At 73.6% G+C, this 22,762-nt stretch carries 25 protein-coding genes; 13 read left to right on the forward strand and 12 right to left on the reverse strand.

The features are described 5' to 3' along the window. Positions 1-9: 9 nt before the first annotated feature. Both B5D80_RS19450 and B5D80_RS19455 read right to left on the reverse strand, forming a co-directional pair. Entirely contained in the window at positions 10-594 is a 585-nt protein-coding gene (locus B5D80_RS19450) for a maleylpyruvate isomerase N-terminal domain-containing protein (RefSeq protein ID WP_088645325.1), read from the reverse strand. Positions 595-641: 47 nt separating this feature from the next. Further along, positions 642-1,538, reverse strand: coding sequence for an NAD(P)H-binding protein (locus tag B5D80_RS19455; protein ID WP_088645326.1), 897 nt, complete (start codon positions 1,536-1,538; stop codon positions 642-644). 88 nt (positions 1,539-1,626) lie between these two features. Between B5D80_RS19455 and B5D80_RS19460 the strand changes: the two genes are divergently transcribed. Next, entirely contained in the window at positions 1,627-2,355 is a 729-nt protein-coding gene (locus B5D80_RS19460; protein WP_245854774.1) for a TetR/AcrR family transcriptional regulator, read from the forward strand. Positions 2,356-2,422: 67 nt separating this feature from the next. Here the strand turns inward: B5D80_RS19460 and B5D80_RS19465 are convergent, their stop codons facing one another. Further along, positions 2,423-3,127, reverse strand: a complete 705-nt coding sequence (locus B5D80_RS19465) for a hypothetical protein (RefSeq protein ID WP_088645327.1) — start codon at positions 3,125-3,127, stop codon at positions 2,423-2,425. A 145-nt stretch (positions 3,128-3,272) separates the two neighbouring features. Between B5D80_RS19465 and B5D80_RS19470 the strand changes: the two genes are divergently transcribed. Further along, positions 3,273-4,178, forward strand: coding sequence for an alpha/beta fold hydrolase (locus B5D80_RS19470; protein ID WP_088645328.1), 906 nt, complete (start codon positions 3,273-3,275; stop codon positions 4,176-4,178). Between the two features lie 17 nt (positions 4,179-4,195). Here the strand turns inward: B5D80_RS19470 and B5D80_RS19475 are convergent, their stop codons facing one another. Continuing rightward, complete coding sequence (locus tag B5D80_RS19475) at positions 4,196-4,783, reverse strand: helix-turn-helix domain-containing protein (RefSeq protein WP_245854777.1); 588 nt, start codon at positions 4,781-4,783, stop codon at positions 4,196-4,198. Between the two features lie 162 nt (positions 4,784-4,945). Here B5D80_RS19475 and B5D80_RS19480 point away from each other — a divergent pair, with 162 nt between their 5' ends. From B5D80_RS19480 to B5D80_RS19490, 3 genes are read left to right on the forward strand one after another with little or no spacing between them, the layout of a single operon-like run. Further along, positions 4,946-5,371, forward strand: coding sequence for an alpha/beta fold hydrolase (locus B5D80_RS19480; protein ID WP_211291581.1), 426 nt, complete (start codon positions 4,946-4,948; stop codon positions 5,369-5,371). After that, positions 5,368-6,006 (forward strand): class I SAM-dependent methyltransferase, encoded by a 639-nt coding sequence (locus tag B5D80_RS19485; RefSeq protein ID WP_088645329.1) that lies wholly within the window; start codon positions 5,368-5,370, stop codon positions 6,004-6,006. The genes B5D80_RS19480 and B5D80_RS19485 overlap by 4 nt, the downstream gene beginning before the upstream one ends. Beyond that, positions 6,006-6,494 (forward strand): DinB family protein, encoded by a 489-nt coding sequence (locus B5D80_RS19490; protein WP_088645330.1) that lies wholly within the window; start codon positions 6,006-6,008, stop codon positions 6,492-6,494. Before B5D80_RS19485 ends, B5D80_RS19490 begins: the two co-directional genes overlap by 1 nt. 411 nt (positions 6,495-6,905) lie before the next feature. On the opposite strand, the gene B5D80_RS19495 is transcribed toward B5D80_RS19490, so the two are convergent. Continuing rightward, the gene (locus B5D80_RS19495) at positions 6,906-7,241 is read right to left on the reverse strand and encodes an endonuclease VII domain-containing protein (RefSeq protein WP_211291582.1); all 336 of its coding nucleotides are present in this window, start codon (positions 7,239-7,241) and stop codon (positions 6,906-6,908) included. A gap of 210 nt (positions 7,242-7,451) precedes the next feature. Next, positions 7,452-8,144, reverse strand: a complete 693-nt coding sequence (locus B5D80_RS19500; protein ID WP_088645332.1) for a TetR/AcrR family transcriptional regulator — start codon at positions 8,142-8,144, stop codon at positions 7,452-7,454. Positions 8,145-8,198: 54 nt separating this feature from the next. On the opposite strand from B5D80_RS19500, the gene B5D80_RS19505 reads away from it, so the two are divergent. From B5D80_RS19505 to B5D80_RS19520, 4 genes are all read left to right on the forward strand, one after another. After that, positions 8,199-9,311: an FAD-dependent oxidoreductase gene (locus B5D80_RS19505; RefSeq protein WP_088645333.1), complete on the forward strand. Its 1,113-nt coding sequence runs from the start codon at positions 8,199-8,201 to the stop codon at positions 9,309-9,311. Positions 9,312-9,623: 312 nt separating this feature from the next. Beyond that, positions 9,624-10,046 carry an Hsp20/alpha crystallin family protein gene (locus B5D80_RS19510; RefSeq protein WP_088645334.1) on the forward strand — a complete coding sequence of 141 codons (423 nt, stop codon included), beginning with the start codon at positions 9,624-9,626 and terminating at the stop codon, positions 10,044-10,046. A 127-nt stretch (positions 10,047-10,173) separates the two neighbouring features. Further along, the gene (locus B5D80_RS19515) at positions 10,174-11,172 is read left to right on the forward strand and encodes a tyrosine-type recombinase/integrase (RefSeq protein ID WP_088645335.1); all 999 of its coding nucleotides are present in this window, start codon (positions 10,174-10,176) and stop codon (positions 11,170-11,172) included. A 46-nt stretch (positions 11,173-11,218) separates the two neighbouring features. Then, the gene (locus B5D80_RS19520) at positions 11,219-11,806 is read left to right on the forward strand and encodes a TetR/AcrR family transcriptional regulator (protein ID WP_211291583.1); all 588 of its coding nucleotides are present in this window, start codon (positions 11,219-11,221) and stop codon (positions 11,804-11,806) included. On the opposite strand, the gene B5D80_RS19525 is transcribed toward B5D80_RS19520, so the two are convergent. Beyond that, a complete protein-coding gene (locus B5D80_RS19525; RefSeq protein WP_088645337.1) occupies positions 11,799-13,505 on the reverse strand; it encodes an acyl-CoA dehydrogenase family protein in 1,707 nt (568 codons plus the stop codon). The genes B5D80_RS19520 and B5D80_RS19525 overlap by 8 nt on opposite strands. A gap of 111 nt (positions 13,506-13,616) precedes the next feature. Between B5D80_RS19525 and B5D80_RS19530 the strand changes: the two genes are divergently transcribed. Continuing rightward, positions 13,617-14,075 carry an Rv0361 family membrane protein gene (locus B5D80_RS19530; RefSeq protein ID WP_088645338.1) on the forward strand — a complete coding sequence of 153 codons (459 nt, stop codon included), beginning with the start codon at positions 13,617-13,619 and terminating at the stop codon, positions 14,073-14,075. A gap of 13 nt (positions 14,076-14,088) precedes the next feature. Here B5D80_RS19530 and B5D80_RS19535 read toward each other — a convergent pair whose 3' ends face one another. The 5 genes from B5D80_RS19535 to B5D80_RS19555 form a co-directional block, all read right to left on the reverse strand. Further along, complete coding sequence (locus B5D80_RS19535; protein ID WP_088645339.1) at positions 14,089-14,805, reverse strand: thymidine kinase; 717 nt, start codon at positions 14,803-14,805, stop codon at positions 14,089-14,091. Between the two features lie 45 nt (positions 14,806-14,850). Then, complete coding sequence (locus B5D80_RS19540; RefSeq protein WP_088645340.1) at positions 14,851-16,245, reverse strand: MFS transporter; 1,395 nt, start codon at positions 16,243-16,245, stop codon at positions 14,851-14,853. A gap of 15 nt (positions 16,246-16,260) precedes the next feature. Continuing rightward, positions 16,261-17,028, reverse strand: coding sequence for a glycerophosphodiester phosphodiesterase family protein (locus B5D80_RS19545; RefSeq protein WP_088645341.1), 768 nt, complete (start codon positions 17,026-17,028; stop codon positions 16,261-16,263). Between the two features lie 88 nt (positions 17,029-17,116). Next, the gene (locus B5D80_RS19550; RefSeq protein ID WP_088645342.1) at positions 17,117-17,959 is read right to left on the reverse strand and encodes an SDR family NAD(P)-dependent oxidoreductase; all 843 of its coding nucleotides are present in this window, start codon (positions 17,957-17,959) and stop codon (positions 17,117-17,119) included. Beyond that, the gene (locus tag B5D80_RS19555; protein WP_088645343.1) at positions 17,956-18,777 is read right to left on the reverse strand and encodes a lysophospholipid acyltransferase family protein; all 822 of its coding nucleotides are present in this window, start codon (positions 18,775-18,777) and stop codon (positions 17,956-17,958) included. The genes B5D80_RS19550 and B5D80_RS19555 overlap by 4 nt, the downstream gene beginning before the upstream one ends. A 172-nt stretch (positions 18,778-18,949) precedes the next feature. Here B5D80_RS19555 and B5D80_RS19560 point away from each other — a divergent pair, with 172 nt between their 5' ends. The 3 genes from B5D80_RS19560 (at position 18,950) to B5D80_RS19570 (ending at position 22,687) form a co-directional block, all read left to right on the forward strand. After that, positions 18,950-20,356, forward strand: coding sequence for a cytochrome ubiquinol oxidase subunit I (locus B5D80_RS19560; protein WP_088645344.1), 1,407 nt, complete (start codon positions 18,950-18,952; stop codon positions 20,354-20,356). Between the two features lie 14 nt (positions 20,357-20,370). Beyond that, a complete protein-coding gene (cydB, locus tag B5D80_RS19565; protein WP_088645345.1) occupies positions 20,371-21,369 on the forward strand; it encodes a cytochrome d ubiquinol oxidase subunit II in 999 nt (332 codons plus the stop codon). Between the two features lie 115 nt (positions 21,370-21,484). Then, the gene (locus tag B5D80_RS19570; protein ID WP_088645346.1) at positions 21,485-22,687 is read left to right on the forward strand and encodes a GNAT family N-acetyltransferase; all 1,203 of its coding nucleotides are present in this window, start codon (positions 21,485-21,487) and stop codon (positions 22,685-22,687) included. Positions 22,688-22,762: the final 75 nt, after the last annotated feature.

Here is a 22,762-nt window from a genome sequence, read left to right on the forward strand (position 1 = left end):
CCGCCGGGGTCAGTCGACGGCGGCCCGCCAGGTCCACGTGGTGCGCCGGGGCCGCTCACCCAGGGTGGCCCGCCCGGTCATCCAGAGCAGCACGTCGGCCGGATCACCGGCGGGTGCGTCGGGGAACAGCCGCCCCAGCACCGCCGCGCTGGGCGTCGTCGGCGGCCGCCACGGCACGCCGAGCCCCCGGGTGATGTCGTACGTGTGCAGCAGCGTCTCGGCGATGCCCATGGCGGCGAAGCCGGCCGGGTCGCAGGGCCCCCAGTGCCAGGCACGGGTGTGTGCGGGGACGGTGTCGAGCGCGGCGGCGAGCAGCCCCCCGCAGGCGGCCACCACGACCAGCACCTGTGCCGGGGTGGCGTCGGGGTGTACCCGCAGGTCGAGCGGGAGGTACCCGGTGTCGGGCCGGCCGGTGAGCTGGGTGGCGTAGCCGAGCAGGTCGTGGGCGATGTGCGCGGCGGTGGTCCAGCACGACCAGTCCAGGTCCTCGGCGGGGCCGGTCCAGTCCCGGTCGGTGTACGGGCCGAGCGTGCGGGTCAGTTCGTCGACGGCGTCCCGGACCCCGCGACCGGTCAGCCGTTCCTCGGTGGGCATGCGACCGATCCTCGCACCGCCGTGCCCCGCGCGCCGGGTCGTGCGGTTCAGGCCCGACGGGCGGGCTGCGGGCCGGTGGGGGACGCGGCGGCCACGAGGGTTTCGACCACCTGCCGGGCGGGCGTCGGACGCCGGCCGAGGAGGGCCTCCAGGGTCGGGTCGGTGACGGCGAACTCGCCCCGCCGGGCAGCCCGGTACATGCCGAGGGTGAAGTCGGCGGCGTCCCCCGGCATGCCCCGGGCGACGGCGGCGGCCCGCCACTCGTCGTCGTCGAGGACGAGCCGGGTGACGGTGCGCCCGGTGAGGTCGGTGAGGATGCCGGCGACGTCCGCCAGGTCGAGAGCCTCCCCGGCGGTCAACGCGGGGGTGACGCCGTCGGGCACGCCCTGACCGGCCAGCGCGATGGCGGCGGCTTCGGCCAGGTCGTCGTGCGCGGTCCAGGACACCGGGCCGTCGGCCGGCGCGACCAGGCGGCCGGTGGTCAGGGCGTCGCCGATGACGAACCCGAGGGCGCTGGCGTAGAAGCCGTTGCGCAGGGCGGTGAACGGCACCCCGGTCGCCGCGAGGTGCTCCTCGGTGGCGGCGTGGGTGACCTGGGCCGGGAAGAGGGAGTCGCGGGAGGCTGCCTGGTGACTGGTGTAGAGGATGTGGGCGGCTCCCGCGGCGCGGGCGGCGTCGACGGCGGCCCGGTTCGCGGTCACCGCGTCGCCGCCCCGGATGGCGGCGGACACGATCAGCACCCGGTCGACTCCGGCGAAGGCGTGCTCCAGGGTGGCGGGGTCGGTGAAGTCCCCCCGACGGACCCGCACGCCGCGTCCGGCCAGGTGGGCGGCCCTGTCGACGTCGCGCACGCTCACCCCGACGGTGGCGGCGGGCACCCGGGCCAGCAGTTGGTCGACGATCCGGGAGCCGAGCTGCCCGGTGGCACCGGTGATGACGAACACGAGGGTGATCCCTTCGACGAACCATCGTTACGCCGCAGACGTTAACACCGATACTCCGGCGCTAACAGATCACTGTTATCGTTGATTCGTGACCGTGACGCCCGACACCCCGCCCCGCGACGACGTGCGGTCCGGCATCGTCGCGGCAGCCGCCCGCCTGCTCCGCGAGCACGGGGCGCACGCGGTGACCACCCGCGCCGTCGCCCAGGCCGCAGGCGTCCAGGCACCCACCATCTACCGGCTGTTCGGTGACAAGAACGGCCTCGTCGACGCCGTCGCCGAACACGTGCTGGCCGGCTACGTCGCCGCCAAGGCGGAGGCCACGGACGGCGCGTCGGGCGACCCGGTGGCCGACCTGCGCGCCGGATGGCGTACGCACCTGGAGTTCGGCCTGGCCAACCCCGAGTTGTTCCGGCTACTCGGCACGCGCGGGCCCGGCGACCCGTCCCCGGCGTCGGTGGCGGGCCTCGCGGTGCTGCGTTCCCGGGTGCGCCGGCTCGCCGCCGCCGGCCTGCTCCGGGTCGACGAGCAGCGGGCCACCATGATGATCCACGCCGCCGGGACCGGCGTCATCCTCACCCTGCTGGGAACCCCCGCGCCGCAACGCGACCCCGGGCTGGGCGACGCCGTGTTCGACGCCGTGCTCGGCGGCATCCTCGCCGCCGCCCCGGTGACCCCCGACCCGACCCTGCGCACGGTCGCGGTGACCCTCGCGGCGTTGACGCCGGACCTGCCCGGCCTCACCGACGCCGAACGCAAGCTGTTGACCGAGTGGCTCAACCGGTCACTGGCCGGGCTGCGCCACCCGCAGCCGTAGCCCGACGTCGTCGCGTCCCCGCCACGCGGGCCACCCTGCCTGGCGACGGCGCGATCCGCGTCCGGCCCTAGCGGAACCGGTCGACGGTGACGGGGAACAGACCCTGGAGCCGCACCTGCGCCGTCAGGCCGCGCAGGAGCACACCCACCGCCTCGTCACGGCCGCCCGTCAGGTCGCACGTCACGTCCAGCCCCCACGCGGCACCTGCGGCGATCCGGCGCAGTTCCCAGCGGAAGGCGTCGCGGCCGACCTGACGGCGCACCGTGCCCAGGACGCGTACGCCGGGATCCGCGAGGTCGTCGGTGAGCGGCATCTGCCACGCCTCGCCGAGCGCCGTGAGACCACCAGGGGTCAGCGTGCCGGCGAACAGGATGCGGTAGGTGCGCGTCTCGCGGAACCCCGGTGTGGCCTCGGGCCGATGCAGCGGCAAGGGCGGCGACGGCGGCGCGGGAGGCGCACCGAAGCACGTCCGCAGCGTGGCCTCGTCCGGCAGGGTGGCGCCGCAGAACTCCCGGTAGAGCGTCGCCGCCCGGTCCCGGCTGACCGGCGTCACCCGGGCCCGCAGCGCGGGATCGACGCGCAGCCGCCTGCTGGTGGCCGACGCGTCGGACCACCGGCCCTCCGCGCGGCTCCAGCCGCCACCCACCAGCCCGACGCAGGAGTGGTCCACCGCGAAAAGGAACTCCTCGGCCAGCAACCCCTCCGGCTCGCCGGCACCGTCGTGGACCACGTAGTAGTGCAGAGCCGTGTGGAAGCGCAGAGCCGTCGCCATCGGTCGATTCTCGGGCCGGCGGACCGGCGACCACGGTGCGGCTCGCCGCAGGCCCCCTCCTGCCCCTCTATTATCTCACGGGCCCGTTTTCTCACTACAACGGGTAGTTGCCTAGGTGTGAACCGGTGACCGTTACCGTGCCGCCATGCTTACCGGCGAGGAGAAGTTCGTTCGCGGGCCCGTCCGGTTGTGGACCGAGCGTTTCGGCCACCCGGACGACCCCACCGTCCTGTTGGTCATGGGCACGTCCACCCAGGGCATCGGTTGGCCCGACGAGCTGGTAGAAGCCCTGGTGGACAGCGGCCGGCAGGTGATCCGCTTCGATCACCGGGACACCGGCCGTTCCGACTCCGTCGACTTCACGGCGCACCCCTACGCGCTCGCCGACCTGGCCACGGACGCGGTCGCCGTCCTGGACGCGCACGGTGTCGCCGCCGCGCACGTCGTGGGGACGTCGCTGGGGGCGGCGATCGGGCAGTGGCTCGCCGTGCACCGGCCGGCCCGGGTCCGCACGCTGACGGCCATGGCCTCCTCCCCGATGGGGAACAACCCCGGTCCGGCGTGGGCGCGGGCGCTGGCGGGCCAACCGGCTGCGGCGGGCGAACTCCCGCCCCCGACGGCGCGGTTCCTCGACCACCTGGTGGACGCGGCGAGGGCGCCCCGCGCGACGGCCCGGCAACGGGTCGACGCCGACGTGCGGACCTGGCGGGTGCTCAACGGTGACGTGCTGCCCTTCGACGAGCCGGCCGCGCGGCGGTTCGTCGAACAGTGCCACGACCGGGCCGGCAACCTCGCCGCCGCGGCGAACCACGATCTGGCCGGCCGGCGCTGGGACGACGACCGGCGGGCGTCGCTGTCCGGCATCGCGGCCGCGACGTTGGTCCTGCACGGCAGCGACGATCCGCTGTTCCCGCCGGCACACGGTGAGGCGCTCGCGGCGCAGATCCCCACGGCGCGGTTGGAGATCGTGCCCGGCATGGGCCACCACCCGTTCTTCGCCCCCGGGCTCACCGAGCGGATCGCCGGCTCGATCATCAGCCACACGACCTGATCCTGCGGGCGGTGCGTTCAGGTGGGCGAGGTCGGGGAGGGCGAAAGGTGGGCGCGTTCGCCCTGGGCGCTGAAGAGCGTGAGCAGTTCCGCGGCCTGAGGGCCGGCGCTGCCGATCTGGTGCGGGACGCGGGTGTCGAACTCTGCGGCCTCCCCGGGGCCCAGTTGGTACTCCTGGTCACCGAGGACGAGCCTGACCTGTCCGTTGAGTACGTAGAACCACTCGTACCCCTCGTGGGTCTGCGGGGTCGTCGTGGCCGATCTCCCGGCCGGTGGGTAGATCACCTTGTACGCCTGGATGCCGCCGGGACGTCTGGTCAGCGGCACGACGGTGAAGCCGGAGCGCCGTACCGGCCGCAGGTGGATACGGGGATCACCGGTGGGCGGGGCCGCGACCAGTTCGTCGAGCGGGACGCCGTGCGCCCGGGCCAGCGGCAGCAGTTGCTCCAGTGTCGGGCGCAGCTTCCCGTTCTCGAGACGCGACAGCGTGCTTGCGGTCAGGCCGGTCTCCGCCGCCAGGGCGGCCAGCGAGATGTTCCGGGCCTGGCGTAGTGCGCGCAGCCGCGGGCCGACGCTCGCAAGGACGTCGTCTGACGTGACGTTCACGGGCCCCATGATGCGGATCCGCAACATCTCTCGCAAGTGGGCAACGCTGCTGGTCATGCTGGTGGCGGAGGTAGACAACCGATGCCCACATCAGCAGTAGCTTCGAGACCGGCGGCCCGGCGGTCGCGCACCGGCGCAGCCGTCCTCGCCGAGAAACACACCGTGTATGCGCTTGACCTGCCGGGACCCGGCGACAGCGAGGGCGCGCCGCCCGTCAGGTACGCCCACCTCGACTACCCGACGCCCGGCCCCGCCCTCGGCGCGAAGGCTCCCTTCACCGCGCAGCAGATCGACGAGTACGCCCGCACCTACCAGCGCCCGCAGGTGCTGACCGGTGGATTCGAGCTCTACCGCACCCTGGACCAGGACGAGCGGGACAACAGGGCGGCGAAGCCGATCAGCATGCCGACGCTGCTGCTGACGGCCGAAGGCACACCCGACTTCACCCGTTCGACGGTCCAGCCCCTCATGTCCGGCATCACCCGCGCCGTCCAGGTGCCCAGGGCCGGGCACGGGCTGATCGCGGAGAACCCCGAATTCGTCACCACCGAGCTGGTGGAATTCCTCGCGCAGGGGGCGGACCGATGACCGATGCACCCACTGCCGAGTCGTTCTGGGAACAGCACCACCGCGCCCGGCGCGACGCCGGCCCCGGGCACCCCAACCCGGTGTTGACGCAGACAGCCGGGACACTGCCTCCCGGCGACGCCCTCGACCTGGGATGCGGCGCCGGCGGCGACACCATCTGGCTCGCCCGACACGGCTGGCAGGTCACCGCTGTCGACATCTCCAACGCCGCCGTCGAACGGGTACGTGCCCACTCCCGGCAACTCGGCATCGACCACCTGGTGAACGGCGAACAGCACGATCTGGCCCGGAGCTTCCCCGACGGGCAGTTCGACCTGATCTCCGCGCAGTACCTGCACACCCCCTTCGCGCTGGACCGCGCGCGGGTCCTGCGTACCGCGGCGCACGCCCTGCGCCCCGGCGGTCATCTCCTGATCGTCGACCACGGCTCGACCGCACCCTGGTCGTGGAACAAGGATCCCGACACGCGTCACCCCTCACCCGGCGCGACCGCGGCCGAGCTCGCCCTCGACCCGACCCGGTGGTCGGTCGTACGCGCCGACACGCCGCACCGCCGGGCCACCGGACCGGGAGGCCAGCGCGCCACCGTCACCGACAACGTCCTGCTCGTCCGACGACATGATCGGACGAGCTGATGCCGCCCAGGAAACGCAGGGACACCGGGCCCGCGTGGACCGCCCCCGGGGAGAAGGACACCCTGGTCGGCTTCCTCGACTACCTCCGCAACGCGATCGTGGACAAGGTCGCCGACGTGCCGGAACCGGAGGTCCGCACCGCCGGCGTGCCCTCCGGCACCAACCTCCTCGGGCTGATCAAACACGTGACCGCCGTCGAGAGGTTCTACTTCCTCGAAGAACCGATCACCGACATGCGCCGCACCTTCCAGCCCACCCGTGACGACACCGTCGACGGCCTGCTCGCCGGGTATCGGGCGACGATCGCCCAGGCGAACCAGGTCATCGACACCTGGACCGATCTGACCCGGCCGGCACCCCGGCCGCCCGGCCGCGCCCTGCCACCGTCGCAGCGGTGGGTGCTGGTCCACATGATCGAGGAGATCGGACGCCACGCGGGGCACGCGGACATCATCCGCGAGAGGATCGACGGTGCCACCGGCCGCTGACCGCCACCGCAGCCGTCGGTGTGGTGCGGCTCGTCCACCGCCGGCGGCGCGGTGGCGTGCCCACCCCTGAAGGGCGGATGCGGGGACTGCTTCGACAGCCGACCGATCATGCCGCTCTAATTACCGTATTACCGGTAACTGCAATACGATAATCAGTGCGCCCAAAACGGGCCATAATGGTGTAGCACCATAATGTCTGTTCTGTTATTTTCCTACCTGCGTGTAGGAATTGGCTGTGTCGTCGGCCCCTGTGGCCCACCGAGGGGCCGCGTCGCCGTTGGAACGTCGACCGGCGCAGGGCAGAAAGCAGCGGCCATTCCGGCCTGGTCCCTGCCGAGACGCCGACAGGGCGGCACGCACTGGAAGGGCCCGCCCGGCGGTCCCCACCACCCGACGTTCACCGGGCGGACGTCACACCGGGCCTTCCACCCCTCGGAGCGCCGGCGGGTGCGCCTGTTCCAGGTAACGCACAGCGGCGCGCAGGGCGCGGGGGGAGTCCTTGAAGTGGCCGAGGGCGGCGTTGCAGCTCACGCAGAGCAGCCCGCGCACCCTTCTGCTCTCGTGGCAGTGATCCACCACCAGGCGCACCGCGTCGGCTGTGGGTGTGCCGTCGAGTCGGGGGCGGCCGACGGGGTGGGAGGGCATGTCACGCTCATGAGTGCCACAGATGGCGCAGCGGTACTGCTGGGCGGCACGCCGTGCGTCGTACTCCTGCTCGGTGATGCCGTACTTGGTGCGGAGGTTCATCGCCCTCACCGCCGACGGGCCCATCCTCTGGCGCATCGCACGGTTGACGGCCCGACCCCGCTCCAGGCAGGACGAGCAGCAGAGGGTCGGACGTCCCGACGCTCCGACGAAGGCGTCCACGCTCCGCAGCTTCCGGCACCTCTTGCACACCCTGCTCTGTGACACGTGCGCACCGTAGCGCCAGGCTGTGACACCGCTCCTTCCGCCGGGTCACGCGGGTGGTCGGGGCAGTCGGGTGGCCACCGCGTCGAGGACCCAGTCCAGGCCGGTGGTGAAGGACGTCTCGGCGTCCACCTCGGTGCCGTCGTGCACGGCCCGGGCCAGCGCCGGGAAGCGGCCGGTGGCCAGCATCCTCGTCACGTGCGGGCCGTGGGCGCGCTGCCAGTCGCGTTTGGACAGGCCCGTGGCGCGTTCCGCCCGCAGGTTGGCGACCTCCCGCCGCAGCGCGCCGATGACGTACGCGCCGACGGTCTCCACGGCGCGCAGGACGGTGTCGGTGTCGGCCAGCCCGTCGAGGGCGGCCAGTTGGGTCTCGGTGACGGCGAGGCCGTTCGGCCCCAGGGTGGGTCGGCCGCCGAGCAGGTCGGCCAGCCACTCGTGCCGCAGCACGGTCCGCCGGGTGCGGTGGGCGACGACCCGCAGCGTCTCCCGCCAGTCGCCGGGCTGGGTGTCGGGGAGGATCTCGGCCTGGACGGCGTCCACCATCAGGTCGAACAGCTCGTCCTTGGTGGAGAGGTGCCCGTACAGCCGCATGGGGCCGGCGTTCAGGCGGGCGGCGACCTTACGCAACGACACCGCCGTCAGGCCGCCCTCGTCGGCCAGCGCGACCGCGGCGGCGACGATCCGCTCCCGGTCGAGCGGCACCGGGGGAGGCGGCGGTTCCGGCCGGTCCCACACGGTCATGGTCACCTCCGGCTGCTGGCGACGGCACGGTCGGGGTCGATACAGTGTATCGCTATGAGACATCGTATCGCGGTGGTGGGCGCCGGCCCCGGTGGCCTCACCCTCGCCCGGGTCCTGCACCACCTCGGCCATCCTGTCACCGTCCTGGAAGGCGATCGCGGGCCTGACTCCCGTCCCCCGGGAGGCACCCTCGACCTGCACGAGGGGCTGGGCCAACTGGCACTGGAGAAGGCGGGGCTACTGGCACGGTTCCGCGAACTGTCGCGTCCCGAGGGGCAGGCCATGCGCATCCTCGACCCGGCGGGGACCGTACTGCGGGACTGGCGACCCCGGCCGGACGAGCGGGCCAATCCGGAGATCGACCGTGGACAACTGCGTGACCTGCTGCTCGGCCCGCTCGACGTGCGGTGGGGCCGCGAGGTGACCCGGGTGGTGCCCGGGGACGACGCGCTCGTGCATTTCGCCGACGGCCGGCAGGAGCCGTTCGACCTCGTGGTCGGCGCGGACGGAGCGTGGTCGCGGGTGCGGCCCGCGGTGTCACCGGTGACCCCGCGGTACACCGGCGTCACCGCGGTCGAGACCTCCCTCGACGACGTCGACACCCGCCACCCGGACCTGGCCGAGCTGATCGGCGACGGCGCGGTCGCCGTGTACGGGGTGAACCGCGGGATCGTCGCCCAACGCAACAGCGGCGGCCACGTCAAGGTGTACGTACAGCTCCGCGCGCCGCTGGACTGGCACGCAGGGCTGGACCTGACCGACGTGGAGGCGGCGCGGTCGGCCCTGCTCGCCCTGTTCGACGGGTGGGCGCAGCCGGTGCGCGACCTGGTCGGCCGGGGCACCGCGTTCGTCCACCGCCCGATCCACGTCCTTCCCGTGGCCCACAGCTGGACCCACGTGCGTGGGGTGACGCTGCTGGGTGACGCCGCGCACCTGATGCCGCCGTTGGGGGCGGGGGCGAACCTGGCGATGCTCGACGGTGCCGAGCTTGCGGAGTCCGTCGCCGCCGACCCGGACGACCTGGACGCGGTGGTGCGCGCCTGGGAGGAACGGATGTGGGCGCGGGCCGGCAGGTGGGCGGCGATCACCACGGCCGGCCTGGAACGCCTGGTCGGCCCGGACCCGGCCACGGCCCTCGCCCTCTTCGACGAGGTCCAGTCCTCCTGACCGCCGTGCGCCGAACCCGCCCCGGCCGGTGCGGTAAACGTCTGGCGGCACGCGCCGACCGGCTGGCAGGGTGACCGGCATGACGGCACCGGCGCTCGCCGACGAGGCACGCCGCTACCCGGAGCGCGCGGGCGAGGCCCTGCTGGCCCGTGACCAGGGGGTCTACTGGCGTACCGGGCCGTGAGCGACGGCGGGGGCACGGGTGGGTTGACGGGCGCGCCGGGACGAGGTAAATACTGAAGTACAGGTTGAGTCGCCCCGACTCAACTCGACTGGAAACCTTCGGCCCGAGGAAACCGAGGAGGCACGACAATGCTGATGCGTACCGACCCCTTCCGTGAGATCGACCGGCTCGCCGAGCAGCTCTTCGGCACCACCAGCCGCCCCGCGGTGATGCACCTGGACGCCTGGCGCGACGGCGACCACTTCCACGCCGCGTTCGACCTGCCCGGGGTGGACCCCGACAGCATCGACTGCACGGTGGAACGCAACGTGCTGACCGTCCGCGCGCAGCGCCGCCGTCCCACCTCCGACACCGTCGAACTGGTCGCCGCCGAGCGGCCGATGGGCAGCTTCTCCCGCCAGCTGTTCCTCGGCGACACCCTCGACACCGACCGGCTGGAGGCCGCCTACGAGCACGGGGTGCTGACGCTGCGCATCCCGATCGCCGAGCGGGCCAAGCCGCGTCGGGTCCCGGTCACCGCCGGTAACGGACGCCGGCAGATCACCGCCTGACCGCCACGCCCACGGTGGGGGCCGCACCGGCCCCCACCGGGCCGAACACCGTCGCGCCCGGGCGTCGGGCAATCCGCTCGGGCGCGCCTCACCGTGATTACCGACCGGGGCTGAGAGTCTTTCTCGCATGCTGCGTCCCGACGGCCCCGTCCTGCCCCGCACCCCGACCCGCCCGGCGTTGACCGGCACACCGGTCGACTTCACCGAGGCGTGGCTGCGCAACCGTCGACTGTCCGCACACACCCGCGACGCCTACCGCCGCGACATCGCCGGCTGGCTCACCTGGTGCGCCGGCGTCGACCTGGACCCGTTGCGGGCCACCTTCCTCGACGTCAACGCCTACGCCCGGCAACTGGAGGCCACCCCGGCGGCGCGCAGCGGCCGGCCGCTGACCCCCGCCACCGTCGCCCGGAAACTGTCCGCCCTGTCCAGCTGGTACGAGTTCCTCCTCAAGCTGCGGGCGGTGGACACCAACCCGGTCTCCGGGGCCGACCGGCCACGCATCGACCGGGACCATTCGGCCACCGTCGGCCTCACCCCGCAGGAGGTCGACGCGCTGCTCGCCGCCGCCGACGCCGACACCGGACCGACGGCCGCCCGCAACCGGGCCGCCGTCGCCCTGCTGGCCGACCTCGGCCTGCGGGTCGGCGAACTGGTCTCCCTCGACCTGGCCGACCTCGGCGCGGAACGCGGACACCGCAGCGTCCGGTTCGTCGGCAAGGGCGGCAAGTCCCGCCGCCGGGCGCTCACCCCGGGCACCGCGTACGCCCTCGACGCCTACCTGACCGAACGGGCGGCGACGGCCGGGGTGTCCGTGGCGGAGTTGACCGGCCCGCTGTTGGCCACCACCACCGGCGGCCGACTCGACCGGCACTCGGTGTTCCGGCTGGTGCGCCGGCTGGCCGCCACGGCGGGCATCGCCGCGGCGGCGAAACTGTCCCCGCACTCGCTGCGGCACGCCTTCGCCACCACCGCCCGCGAGGAGGGGGTGCCGTTGGAGGACGTGCAGGACGCGATGGGGCACGCCGACCCGCGGACCACCCGCCGCTACGACCGGGACCGGCACAACCTCGACCGGGACCCGGCGTACGTCATCTGGGCGGCGCGGGCCCGGCGGCGCGGCTGAGGAAAACCGGTTGACGGAGTGAGCGCTCACTCCCGAGGGTGGTGCCATGACGGCACCCGGGGGACGCCGACGACGCGCGCCGGCCATGACCGCCGACCGCCGTCGCGCCATGATCGTGCAGACCGCCCTGCCCCTGCTGACCCGCCGGGGCACCACCCTCACCACGGCCGAGGTGGCACGCGCCGCCGGGATCGGCGAGGCGACCGTGTTCCGCGCCTTCGCCGACAAGCAGGCGCTGCTCGACGCCTGCGTGGCCGAGGTGCTGCGCCCCGACCCGCTGCTCGACCGGTTGACCCGCATCGACAGGTGCCAGCCCCTCACCGACCGGCTCGCCGAGGCCGCCACGGCGGTCCACACCCACCTGGCCCGGTTGGGCGCGGTGCTCGGCGCCCTGCACGCCGCCGGCCGGGCCCGCCCCGACCCGCCACCGGCCCGCGCGGCGGCGACGGCGGTCCGCTCGGCGGTCGCCGCCCTGTTCACCCCCGACGCCGACCGGCTACGGCTGCCGCCCGACCAGCTCGCCGACCTGTTCCTCGGCCTGCTGTCCCCGCCGGGTCCGCTGGCCACCACGACGCCGTCCACCACCGAACTGGTCGACCTGTTCCTGCATGGCGTGCTGACCCGGGTCAGGTGAGCAGGTCGAGGTGGTGGTGGGCGTCGGCGCAGACGTCCTCGTGCCGCAGCCACCGCCGCGCCCACAACCGGGCGGCCACCTCGGCCTGCCCGTCACCCCACGCGGCGTGCTCCACCAGCAGCGCCGCCGCCAACGCGTGCGCCATCCGCAGGGCCAGGCCACGCGCGCCGGCCAGGACCGTCGCCGACGTCGGGTCGGCGGTGACCTCACCGAGGGTGGCCCGCAGTTCTGCGGCCACCGTGGCGAGGGTGTCGGCCAGGGTAGGGGACAACGGGCGGGCAACGTCGGCGGCGGCGGTGAGCCGCGCCAGCAGCGGGCCGGCCGCGTCCTCCCGGGTGACCGCGCGCAGCACGTCCACCGCCAGCACGTTGGTGGTGCCCTCCCAGATCGGCAGGACCTGCGCGTCACGCAGCAGCCGGGGCACGCCGGTGTCCTCGACGTAGCCGGCCCCACCGAACGCCTCCACGTACTCGGCGGCGGACGACACCGCCAGCCGGCCGGTGGCCAGCTTCGCCAGCGGCGCGACCACCCGCAGCTCCGCGGCGGCCTGCGGGTCGCCGCCGACCTCGACCCGGCCGAGCAACGCGAACGCGTGCCCGGCCAGCGCGAACGCGCCCGCCGCGTCGACCGCCAACGCGCCGAGGGTGGCCCGGTGCAGCGGATTGTCGGCCAGCAACCCACCGGCCACCCGCCGGGTGCGCGCGTACGCCAGCGCGTAGGACAGGCCCCGGCGCATCCCCGACGCGGCGGCCGACGCGTTGTGCACCCGGGTCACCACCACCAGGGTCATCGCCCGCACCAGCCCCGGCACCGCCGGGTCACCCAACGGCAGCGCGTACGCGTCCCGCAACCCGATCTCGGCGGTCGGCAACGCCCGGGTGCCCAGCTTGTCCTTGAGCCGCCGCACCACCACCCCGGGGGCGGGGCCGTCCGGCGCGGCGGTGGCACCGGCCAACGGCGAGTCGGCCGCGTAGCGGGGCACCAGGAACGGGGCGAGGACCCGGCTGCCCCGCCCGGCACCCTCCGGCCGTGCCAACGCCACCGCCATCGCCGCGTCGGCGGCCGAGCAGAACCACTTCTCCCCGGTCAACCGCCACGACCCGTCGGCGGCGGGCCGGCCGAGGGTGCCGGTGCCGGACAGGTCGGAGCCGCCCTGCGACTCGGTCATCCACTGCCCGCTGACGATCGCCGTGTCCGGGTCGGTGGCGACCAGCCGGGGCAGCCACGCATCCCGGACCTGCGCGTCGACGTCGGGGCTGCTCAGCAGGGCGGCGGCCCCGTCGGCCATCGCCACCGGGCAGGAGAACGTCGCCGACTCCGGCCCGTACAGGTGCAGCAGGGCGTGCTGGACGACGCGGGCGGCGGCCCCCCACGTGCCGCGCGCCGAATCCAGGTAGGGCAGGGCGACCACGGCGTGCCGGGCGGCGGCGGCCCGCTGCGCCTGCCAGCCGGCGCTGGTGGCGATCCGGTCGACGCGCGCCCCCCACGGGTCGTAGCGGACCAGCGTCGGCGGGTGGGCCTCGGCGTCGGCGTGCGCGGCGCGCAGCGGCCCGGCGACGTCGGCGGCCAGCGCGGTCAGCCGGTCCCGGGCGGCGGTGTGCCCGTCCGCGCCGAGCTGCCGGGTCAGCCACGACCGCAGCAGCCGGTCACCGGCGTACGGGTCGTCGATGTCCGGCACCGGCTGCACGTAGCGGCTCATCCGTCGCTCCTTCACCAGGGGTGTGCGCCGACGGTAGACGATCGCCCCGGCCGCGCGACAGGGGGCGAACCGCCTGCGCGGGCCCGGCCCGCCCGCCTACCGTCGCAGGTGATGAGCGTGCAGCAGGCGTGGACCCGACCAACGCGGCGGCGTCGCCCGGTGCGCACCGGCCTGTTCCTGGGTGGTCTCGCCGTCGGCCTGTGCCTGGTCGGGGTGGCCGGGCTGGGGCTGTGGAACGTGCAGGTGGTGGCGGGCGCCACCGGCCCGGTGCGGGAGACCGCCGACGGGTTCCTCCGGGAGTTGTCCGCCGGTGAGGTGGAGCAGGCGTACCAGCGGTTGTGCGCGCCGACCCGCGGCCGGTGGAGCGAGGTCGGGTTCGCCGGCTGGGTCCGCACCCCGCCGGTGGTCACCGGCTACGAGATCCTCGACGTGTCGGTCCGCACCAAGGGGGGCCGGCCGGCCGGGGAGGTGGCGGTGCGGGTCACCCGCGACGGTGGGGCCGCCGAGCAGCGCCGGCTGCCGGTGGTGAAGGAGGACGGGAAGTGGCGGATCTGCGGCGACCCGTACTGACCCGCCGGCCCGGTCAGGCGCGCGGACCCAGGTCGCCGGAGCGGTAGTGCCGCCGGCACAGCACCTGGTAGCGCACGTCGGCGGTGTCGACGGTGTCCCCGATGACGACCTGCGCGCCCTCGCGGACCACCCGCCCGTCCACGACGCGGGCGTTGAGCAGCCCCTCCCGCCCGCACCAGCACAGCACCTCCACCTGGATGCGGGCCACCTCGTCGGCCAGCTCGAACAGCCGCCGGGCGGCCGGGAACAGGCAGGACCGGAAGTCGGTGGCGAGTCCGAAGGCGTACACGTCGACGTCGTAGCCGTCGACCAGTTCGGCCATCTGCTCGACGTGCGCCACGTCGTAGAACGACGCCTCGTCGCAGATCAGGTAGTCGATGCGGACCCCCTCGGCCCAGGTGTCGCGGACCAGGGCCCGCAGGTCCAGCTCGTCGGTCACCTCCACCGCCGTGTGGGCCAGCCCGATGCGGGTGGTGACCCGCGGCCCCAACGACCTGTCGATGCGGGTGGTGACCAGCCCCCGACGGCCCTGCCGGGCGTGGTTGTAGTTCATCTGCAACGCCATCGTCGACTTGCCGCAGTCCATCGGACCCCAGAAGAACTTCAACGCGGCGGCGTGCAACGGGCGGCCGTCGACGCCCCGCGCGGCGGCGCAGCCGGTCCCCCCGTCGTCGGGGCCGGGCAGGGGACGGGCCAGGCAGGTGGGGGTGGCAGCGGCGTCGTCGGTCACGTCGGGGCAGCCTAGCCCATCGGTGCGGGTGGATCGGGCCGATGGTCAGAGCACCCGGGGCGGGGTGTTGCCGGCGGCGACGATGGCCCGGCGGATCGGCACCGCGGCCAGCAACGCGAACCCCACCACAAAGAAGATCAGCAGGGAGACCAGACCAACCCGGTAGGAGGAGGTGAGCTGGAAGACCAGGCCGAACGCCAGCGGGCCGAGCCAACTGGTGCCCTTGTCGCTGATCTCGTAGAACCCGTAGTACTCGCCCTCCTTGCCGGCGGGGATGAGCTGGCTGAACAGCGACCGGCTCAACGCCTGGCTGCCGCCGAGGACCAGACCGATCGCCCCACCGAGGATCATGAACGGCAGCGGGGCCTCGGCGGGCAACCGGAACGCCCCGATGATCACCCCGGTCCACAGCACCAGCGACAGCAGCACCGTCTTCCACGCGCCGATGCGCCGGGCCAACGCCCCCAACGCCAACGCCCCGCCGAAGGCTAGGAACTGCACCAGCAGGATCGTCACGATCAGCGTGCTCTGCCCCAGCCGCAGCTCCTCGGTGCCGTACTGGCTGGCCAGGGTGATCACCGTCTGGATGCCGTCGTTGTAGACCAGGAACGCCAGCAGGAAGAACAGCGTCAACGGGTACGCCTTGATCTCCCGCAGGGTCCGGCCGAGCTGCCGGAACCCGTCGGTTACCACGTTGCGGCCCGCCCCGCGCAACGCCTCGGTGGTGGGGTGCTCCCGTAGCCACCGCAGCGGCACCAGGGTGAACACCGCCCACCACACCCCGGCCGACACGATCGACCAGCGGGCCAGGTCCAGGGTGCGCTGCGGGTTGTCGTCCTCGCTGAGCAGGGTCACCGCCACCAGGTTCAACGCCAGCAGCAGGCCACCGCCGAGGTAGCCGATGGCCCAGCCGCGACTGGACACCGCGTCGCGTTCGTCCGGGCCGGCCAGCTGCGGCAGGAACGAGTTGTACACCACCACCGCCGCGCCGAAGGCGATGTTGGCGACCAGGAACAACGCCCCGCCGAGCAGGTACCGGTCGCCGGTCACCAGCGCCATCGCGATGGTCGCCCCGGCGCCGGTGAACGCCGCCCCGGCCAGCAGCCGCTTCTTGTGCACCGTCCGGTCGGCGATCGCCCCGACCACCGGCAGCACGAACACGGTCAACAGCACCGACAGCGAGATCAGGTACGGGTAGTAGGAGCCGGCGGCGACCCGGACGCCCAGCGGGTGCACGTACCCGTCGCAGGTGTCCGCGCCCAACTCGCAGCCGGCGGCCAGTTCGGTGACGGTGGTGAGGAACGGGCCGAGGAACACCGTGATGACCGTGGTCTGGAAGGCCGAGTTGGCCCAGTCGTACAGGTACCAGCCGCGCCGCTCCCGGCGCAGGCCCGCCGGGGTGTCGACGGTGGTGGGGGTGGTGGTGACCGGGTCGGCCATCGGGGTCCTCGGGGCTCAGGCGGCCCAGAGGCCGCGGCTGCGGTAGACGTCGCGCAGCACGCCGACGTGATCGGTCATGATGCCATCCACACCACGATCCAGTAAGTCGTGCATCCGGGCAGGTTCGTCGATCGTCCAGACGTGCACGTGCACCCCCAGCCGGCGGCAGTAGGCCAGGAACCGGCGGTCGACCACCGGCACCCCGGCGTAGCGGGGCGGCACCTGCGCGGCCACCACCGACGGCGGCAACCGCACCGGCCGGCCGTGCCGCGACGCCAGCCACAGCCGGGCCACCCCGCGCATGCCCAGGCCGGTGGCGACCCGGCCGCCGGTGGCCGCGCGCAGCCGGTCCAGCCGGGCGTCGCTGAACGACGCCAGCAGCACCCGGTCGGCCGCGCCGGCCCGGGTGACCGCCTCGACGGTCGGGGTGACGCCGGCGTCGGCCTTCACGTCGATGTTGAACCGGATCTGCGGCCAGGCGGCCAGCACCTCGTCGAGCCGGGGCACGACCGCCGCGCCGCCGACCCGCACCGTCGCCAGGTCGGCCCAGCGCAGGTCGGCCAGGCGGCCCCGTTCCCCGGTGACCCGGCGCAGGGTGGCGTCGTGGAAGACCACGCACACCCCGTCGGCGGTGGCGTGCACGTCGGTCTCCACGTACCGGTAGCCCAGGTCGACGGCCCGGGCGAACGCGGCGACGGTGTTCTCGTCGCCGTCGGCGGCGCCGCCGCGGTGCGCGAAGGCCAGCGGGGTGGGGGCGTCCAGGTAGCCGGGTCGGGTCGACACGCAGCGCAGTATGCCCGCCCCCGGTGGCCGGTGGATGATCGACCGGTGGCTGTCGCCTGACGGTGGCGGGCCCGGCCGGCCGGGCGGGTCAGTCGATCCACGCCCCGGTCAGCGCGGTGACCGCCGTGCCGTCGGGGTCGGCGAGTTTCACCCCGACGAACTGCCGGGCCGTCGTCGACGTCTGCATCCGCGGCGGCGGGGTGGGGCCGGTGACCGCCGCGACCACCGTCGCCGCGGCGTCGGCGGGGGACTGCGCGGCGGCGAACGCGTCGGCGGTCCGCCGCAGGTACGCCCGCAGCCCCGGCCCGTACGCCCCGGCGGCGGCCACCGCGGCGTCCCGGTCGAGACCGACATTGGTGACGAACTCGCTGGCCACCGCCCCCGGCTCGACCACGGTGACGGCCACCCCGACGGTGGCGGCGACCGGGGTGAGGGACTCCATGAACCCCTCGACGGCGAACTTCGCCGCGCAGTACGCCTCGTTGAACGGCTGCCCGACCACCCCGCCGACGCTGCTGACGGTCACCAACCGGCCGCCGCTGGCCCGCAGGTGCGGCAGGGCGGCCCGGCTGACGTGCAGCACCCCGAAGAAGTTGACCTCCATGACGGCGCGGACCGCGTCGACGCCCTCCTGTTCCAGGGTGCCCAGGTGACCGGCGCCGGCGTTGTTGACGACCGCGTCGAGCCGCCCGTACCTGTCGACGACACCGGCGACGGCGGCGGCGACCGACGCCGGGTCGACCACGTCGAGCTGCCGGACGTCGACCAGGTCGGCCAGGTCGGCGGCGGTGACGGCGGCCCGCAGCCGCGCGGCGCGGGACACGTCGCGCATGGTCGCCACGGTCCGCCAGCCGGCCCGCGCGCAGCCCAGAGCGACCTCCAGCCCGATGCCGCTGGAGGTGCCGGTGATCAGTACGGTCGGTTCACTCATCCCTGACCTTCTTCCGTGGGGCGACGGTCCGCCGGTGCCGCCCCGGTCGACGACGCGCGGCGGTGGACCCGGCTGGTGTCGACGGGACGCCCCGGGTCGACGTGCCGGGGCCGGTCCGGTTCGTCGGGACGCAGCGGCGCCAGGGTGTCGGTGATCGCGTCGATGATCCGGTCGGTGCCCCGACGGGCCGCGCCGGACGCGGCGGGGGAGAGGTCGGCCAGGTGCAGCGGCGCGCCGAAGCGGACCCGGATCACCGGGCGGCGCACCAGCGCCCGGCCCAGTGCGCGCAGCATCCCCCGGGGCGCCCGGTAGGGCAGCACCTCGTGCGACCCCCACTGGGCGACGGGCACCACCGGGGCGTCGCAGGCCATGGCGAGGCGGGCCGTGCCGGTCTTGCCGCGTTCGGGCCACATGCCGGGGTCCAGGCCGATGCGTCCCTCCGGGTAGACCAGCACCACCGACCCCGCGGTGACCGCCGCGGCGGCGTCGTCGAGCGCCCGGCGTACGGCGCTGCTGCCCCGGTCGACGCGCAGGTGCCCGGCGTGGCGCATCAGCGCGCCGAGCCCCGGGGTGCGGAACAGCCCACCGGTGGCCATGAAGCGGGGCGACACGCCCCGGGCCCGGCAGGCCGCGCCGAGCACGATGGGGTCGAAGGGGCTGATGTGGTTGGCGGCCAGGATCAGCGGCCCCCGGCGCAGGTGCGCGGGGACGTCCCCGCTGACCTCCAGTCGGGCGAACAGGGCGACGACCAGCCGGGCGAGCAGTTGGGCGGCACGCCAGAACCGTGGTGGCTGCCAGCCGGGGCGCGGGGTGTCCATCAGTCGCCGATGGTCGCACGGGGGTGGGGGAGGACCGGAGCCGGGTCGTGCGGCCCGTGGTGATCAGGGTCATTGGTCCCGGGCCGGGTCGGGACCCCCGGCCCTGCCCGACGAACTACGACGCGCGGTAGTATCTACTACGTCTCGTAGTATCAACGGCAGGGGGATCCCGGTGGACGCGTTGGACGTCGCCCGCTGGCAGTTCGGTGTCACCACCGTCTACCACTTTCTCTTCGTACCACTGACCATCGGACTGTCCGTCCTGGTCGCCATCCTCCAGACCCGCTGGCACCGCACCGGCGACGAGAAATACCTCAAACTCACCAAGTTCTACGGCAAACTCTTCCTGATCAACTTCGCCATGGGCGTCGTCACCGGCATCGTGCAGGAATTCCAGTTCGGCATGAACTGGTCCGACTACTCCCGCTTCGTCGGCGACATCTTCGGCGCACCCCTGGCCATCGAAGCCCTCGTCGCCTTCTTCCTCGAATCCACCTTCATCGGCCTGTGGATCTTCGGCTGGGACCGGCTCCCCAAACGCCTGCACCTCGCCAGCATCTGGGCCGCCGCCATCGGCACCAACCTGTCCGCCTACTTCATCCTCGCCGCCAACTCGTTCATGCAGAACCCCGTCGGCTACCGCTTCAACCCCGACACCGGACGCGCCGAACTCACCGACTTCGTCGCCGTCCTCACCAACAAGGTCGCCCTCATCACCTTCCCGCACACCCTCGCCGGCGCGTTCCTCGTCGCCGGCGCCCTCGTCACCACCGTCGGCCTCTGGCACGTCATGCGCCGCCGCGACAGCCCCGACACCGACGCCTACCGACACGCCACCCGCTTCGGCGCCTGGGTGGTCCTCGTCTCCGCCACCCTCGTCGTCCTCACCGGCGACATCCAAGGCAAGATCATGACCCAGGTGCAGCCCATGAAGATGGCCGCCGCCGAAGGCCTCTACACCACCGAGAGCCCCGCCTCGTTCTCCGTACTCACCGTCGGCAGCCTCGACGGCAGCCGCGAGATCTTTGCCCTCAAGATCCCCCACCTGCTGTCCTACCTCGGCACCGGCGACCCCAACGGCACCGTCCACGGCATCAACGACCTCCAGGCCCAGTACGCCAGCCAGTACGGCCCCGGCAGCTACACCCCGATCATCCCGGTCACCTACTGGAGTTTCCGCTTCATGATCGGCTTCGGGCTCGCCGCCGCCGCCATCGCCCTGCTCGTCCTCTGGAGCCAACGCAAGGGCCGCACCCCCACCAACAGGTGGCTGCTACGCGCCGGCCTGATCATGCCGGTGCTCCCACTGCTCGCCAACTCCTTCGGCTGGATCTTCACCGAGATGGGCCGCCAACCCTGGATCGTCTTCGGCGAGATGCTCACCCGCGACGGCGTCTCCCGCAGCGTCTCCCTCACCGAAGTCCTCACCTCCTTCACCGCCTTCACCCTCATCTACGCCGTCCTCGCCGTCATCGAACTCAAACTCCTCCTGCGCTACGCCCGCGCCGGCGTACCCGACATCACCCCCACCCCCGACGACACCGACGACGCCGAGCGCCCGCTCGCCTTCGCCTACTGACCCGGAGCCCCACCGTGGAACTCACCACCATCTGGTTTCTCCTCGTCGCCGTGCTCTTCACCGGCTACTTCATCCTCGAAGGCTTCGACTTCGGCGTCGGCATGCTCCTACCCCTCCTCGGCCGCGACGACCGGCAACGCCGCGTCCTCATCAACACCATCGGCCCCGTCTGGGACGGCAACGAGGTCTGGCTCATCACCGCCGGCGGCGCCATGTTCGCCGCCTTCCCCGAGTGGTACGCCACCCTCTTCTCCGGCTTCTACCTGCCCCTGCTGCTCATCCTGCTCGCCCTCATCGCCCGCGGCGTCGCCTTCGAATACCGCCACAAGCGCCCCGAAGCCACCTGGAAACGCCGCTGGGACCACGCCATCTTCTGGGGCTCCGCCATCCCCGCCCTACTCTGGGGCGTCGCCTTCGCCAACATCTTCCGCGGCGTACCACTCGACGCCGACCACGAATACGTCGGCGGCCTGGTCGACCTGCTCAACCCCTACGCCCTGCTCGGCGGCCTGACCACCCTCGGCCTCTTCCTCACCCACGGCGCGGTCTTCCTCGCCCTCAAGACCACAGGCGACATCCGCCACCGCGCCGGCACCCTCGCCGTCACCCTCGGCGCCGGCACCGCCGTCGCCGCCGTCGCCTTCCTCACCTGGACCCTCACCATCCGCGCCAACCCCGCCGCCGTCGTCCTCGCCGCCGGCGCCGCCCTCGCCCTGCTCGGCGCGCTCGCCGCCGCCCGGGTACGCCGCGAAGGCTGGGCCTTCACCGGCACCGCCCTGGCCATCGCCCTCGCCGTCGCCACCCTCTTCACCGCCCTGTTCCCCAACGTCATGCCCTCCACCGGCGACCCCGCCGGCACCCTCACCGCCACCAACGCCGCCTCCACCCCCTACACGCTGAAAATCATGACCTGGGTGGCCGTCGTCTTCACCCCGATCGTCCTCGCCTACCAAAGTTGGACCTACTGGGTGTTCCGCAAGCGAATCGGGGTACAGAACATCCCGCAACACTGAAAGACGCGCGAGGGGCGCGGGGACGCGGGGCCGGAGCGAGGGGGTCGCACCGGCCCCGCAACGCGTCCACCACAAACCCGTCGCCACCCCACCCACCCGCCGCTATCGTCGCCGCATGCCGCACGACCCCCACGTCCGGGAACTCACCGCCGACGACCACGCCGCCGCCTGGCACCTCGGCCGCACCGCCTTCGGCTCCGACCCGCAACCCGCACCACCACCCACCACCACCCCCGGCACCACCCGCTACGGCGCGTTCGACCACACCGGCCGCCTCATCGGCAAAGCCATCGACCTGCACCACCACCAATGGTGGGACGGCCACACCGTCGCCGCCGCCGACATCGCCGGCGTCGCCGTCAGCCCCGAAGCCCGCGGCCGCGGCGTCGCCCGCGCCCTGCTCACCACCCTCCTGCGCGGCGCACACGACCGGGGCGCCGCCGTCAGCGCACTGTTCCCCACCGTCGCCGCCCCCTACCGCGCCTGCGGCTGGGAAACCGCCGGCACCCTACGCACCGTCAACCTCCCCACCGCCCTGCTCACCCGCCACCACCCCAGCCCACACCTCACCGTCCGCCCCGGCACCCCCGCCGACCTCACCGCCGTCGACGAACTGCACACCCACACCGTCCGCCACCGCCGCGGCCTACTCGCCCGCAGCGGCCCCCTGCACCAACACCACCGCACCCGCCACACCACCGACAACACCCTGCCCTACGACGGCCTCACCCTCGTCGAACACCACGGCCACCTCGTCGGCTACGCCGGCTGGGACCGCCGCAACCACTACGGCCACGACGGCACCATCACCGTCGAAGACCTCGCCGCCACCACCGCCGACGCCGCCCGCGAACTCGTCGGCATCCTCGCCAGCTGGCACAGCGTCGCCCCCACCCTGCGCCTCACCCTGCTCCCCGGCGACCCCCTCACCCCCCACCTGCCCGTGGAGAAGGCCCGCGAACACGAACAGGACACCTGGATGCACCGCCCCGTCGACGTCACCCGCGCCATCCGCGACCGGGGCTGGCCGACACACCTGCACGGCACCGCCACCTTCACCCTCGACGACCCCCTCGCCGACTGGAACACCGGCACCTGGCACCTGGAGATCACCGACGGCCACGCCGACCTGCGCCGCACCACCGCCCCCGCCGAACTGCACCTGACCGTCCGCGGCTTCGCCCTGCTCTACACCGGCGCCGCCACCGCCCGCACCGTCGCCCAGGCCGGCCTGCTGCACCACCCCACCGGCACCGACCCCACCCCCCTCGACCTGCTCGCCGCCCCCGGCCCCGCCCAACTCGGCGACTACTTCTGACCCACCCCGGCGGGGGCAACCGACCAGGATGCCCCCGCCCACCGCCCCCGACCGGCCCCCACCACAGCCGTCACC

It is taken from the genome of Micromonospora wenchangensis (assembly GCF_002210435.1).
Taxonomy (GTDB): domain Bacteria; phylum Actinomycetota; class Actinomycetes; order Mycobacteriales; family Micromonosporaceae; genus Micromonospora; species Micromonospora wenchangensis.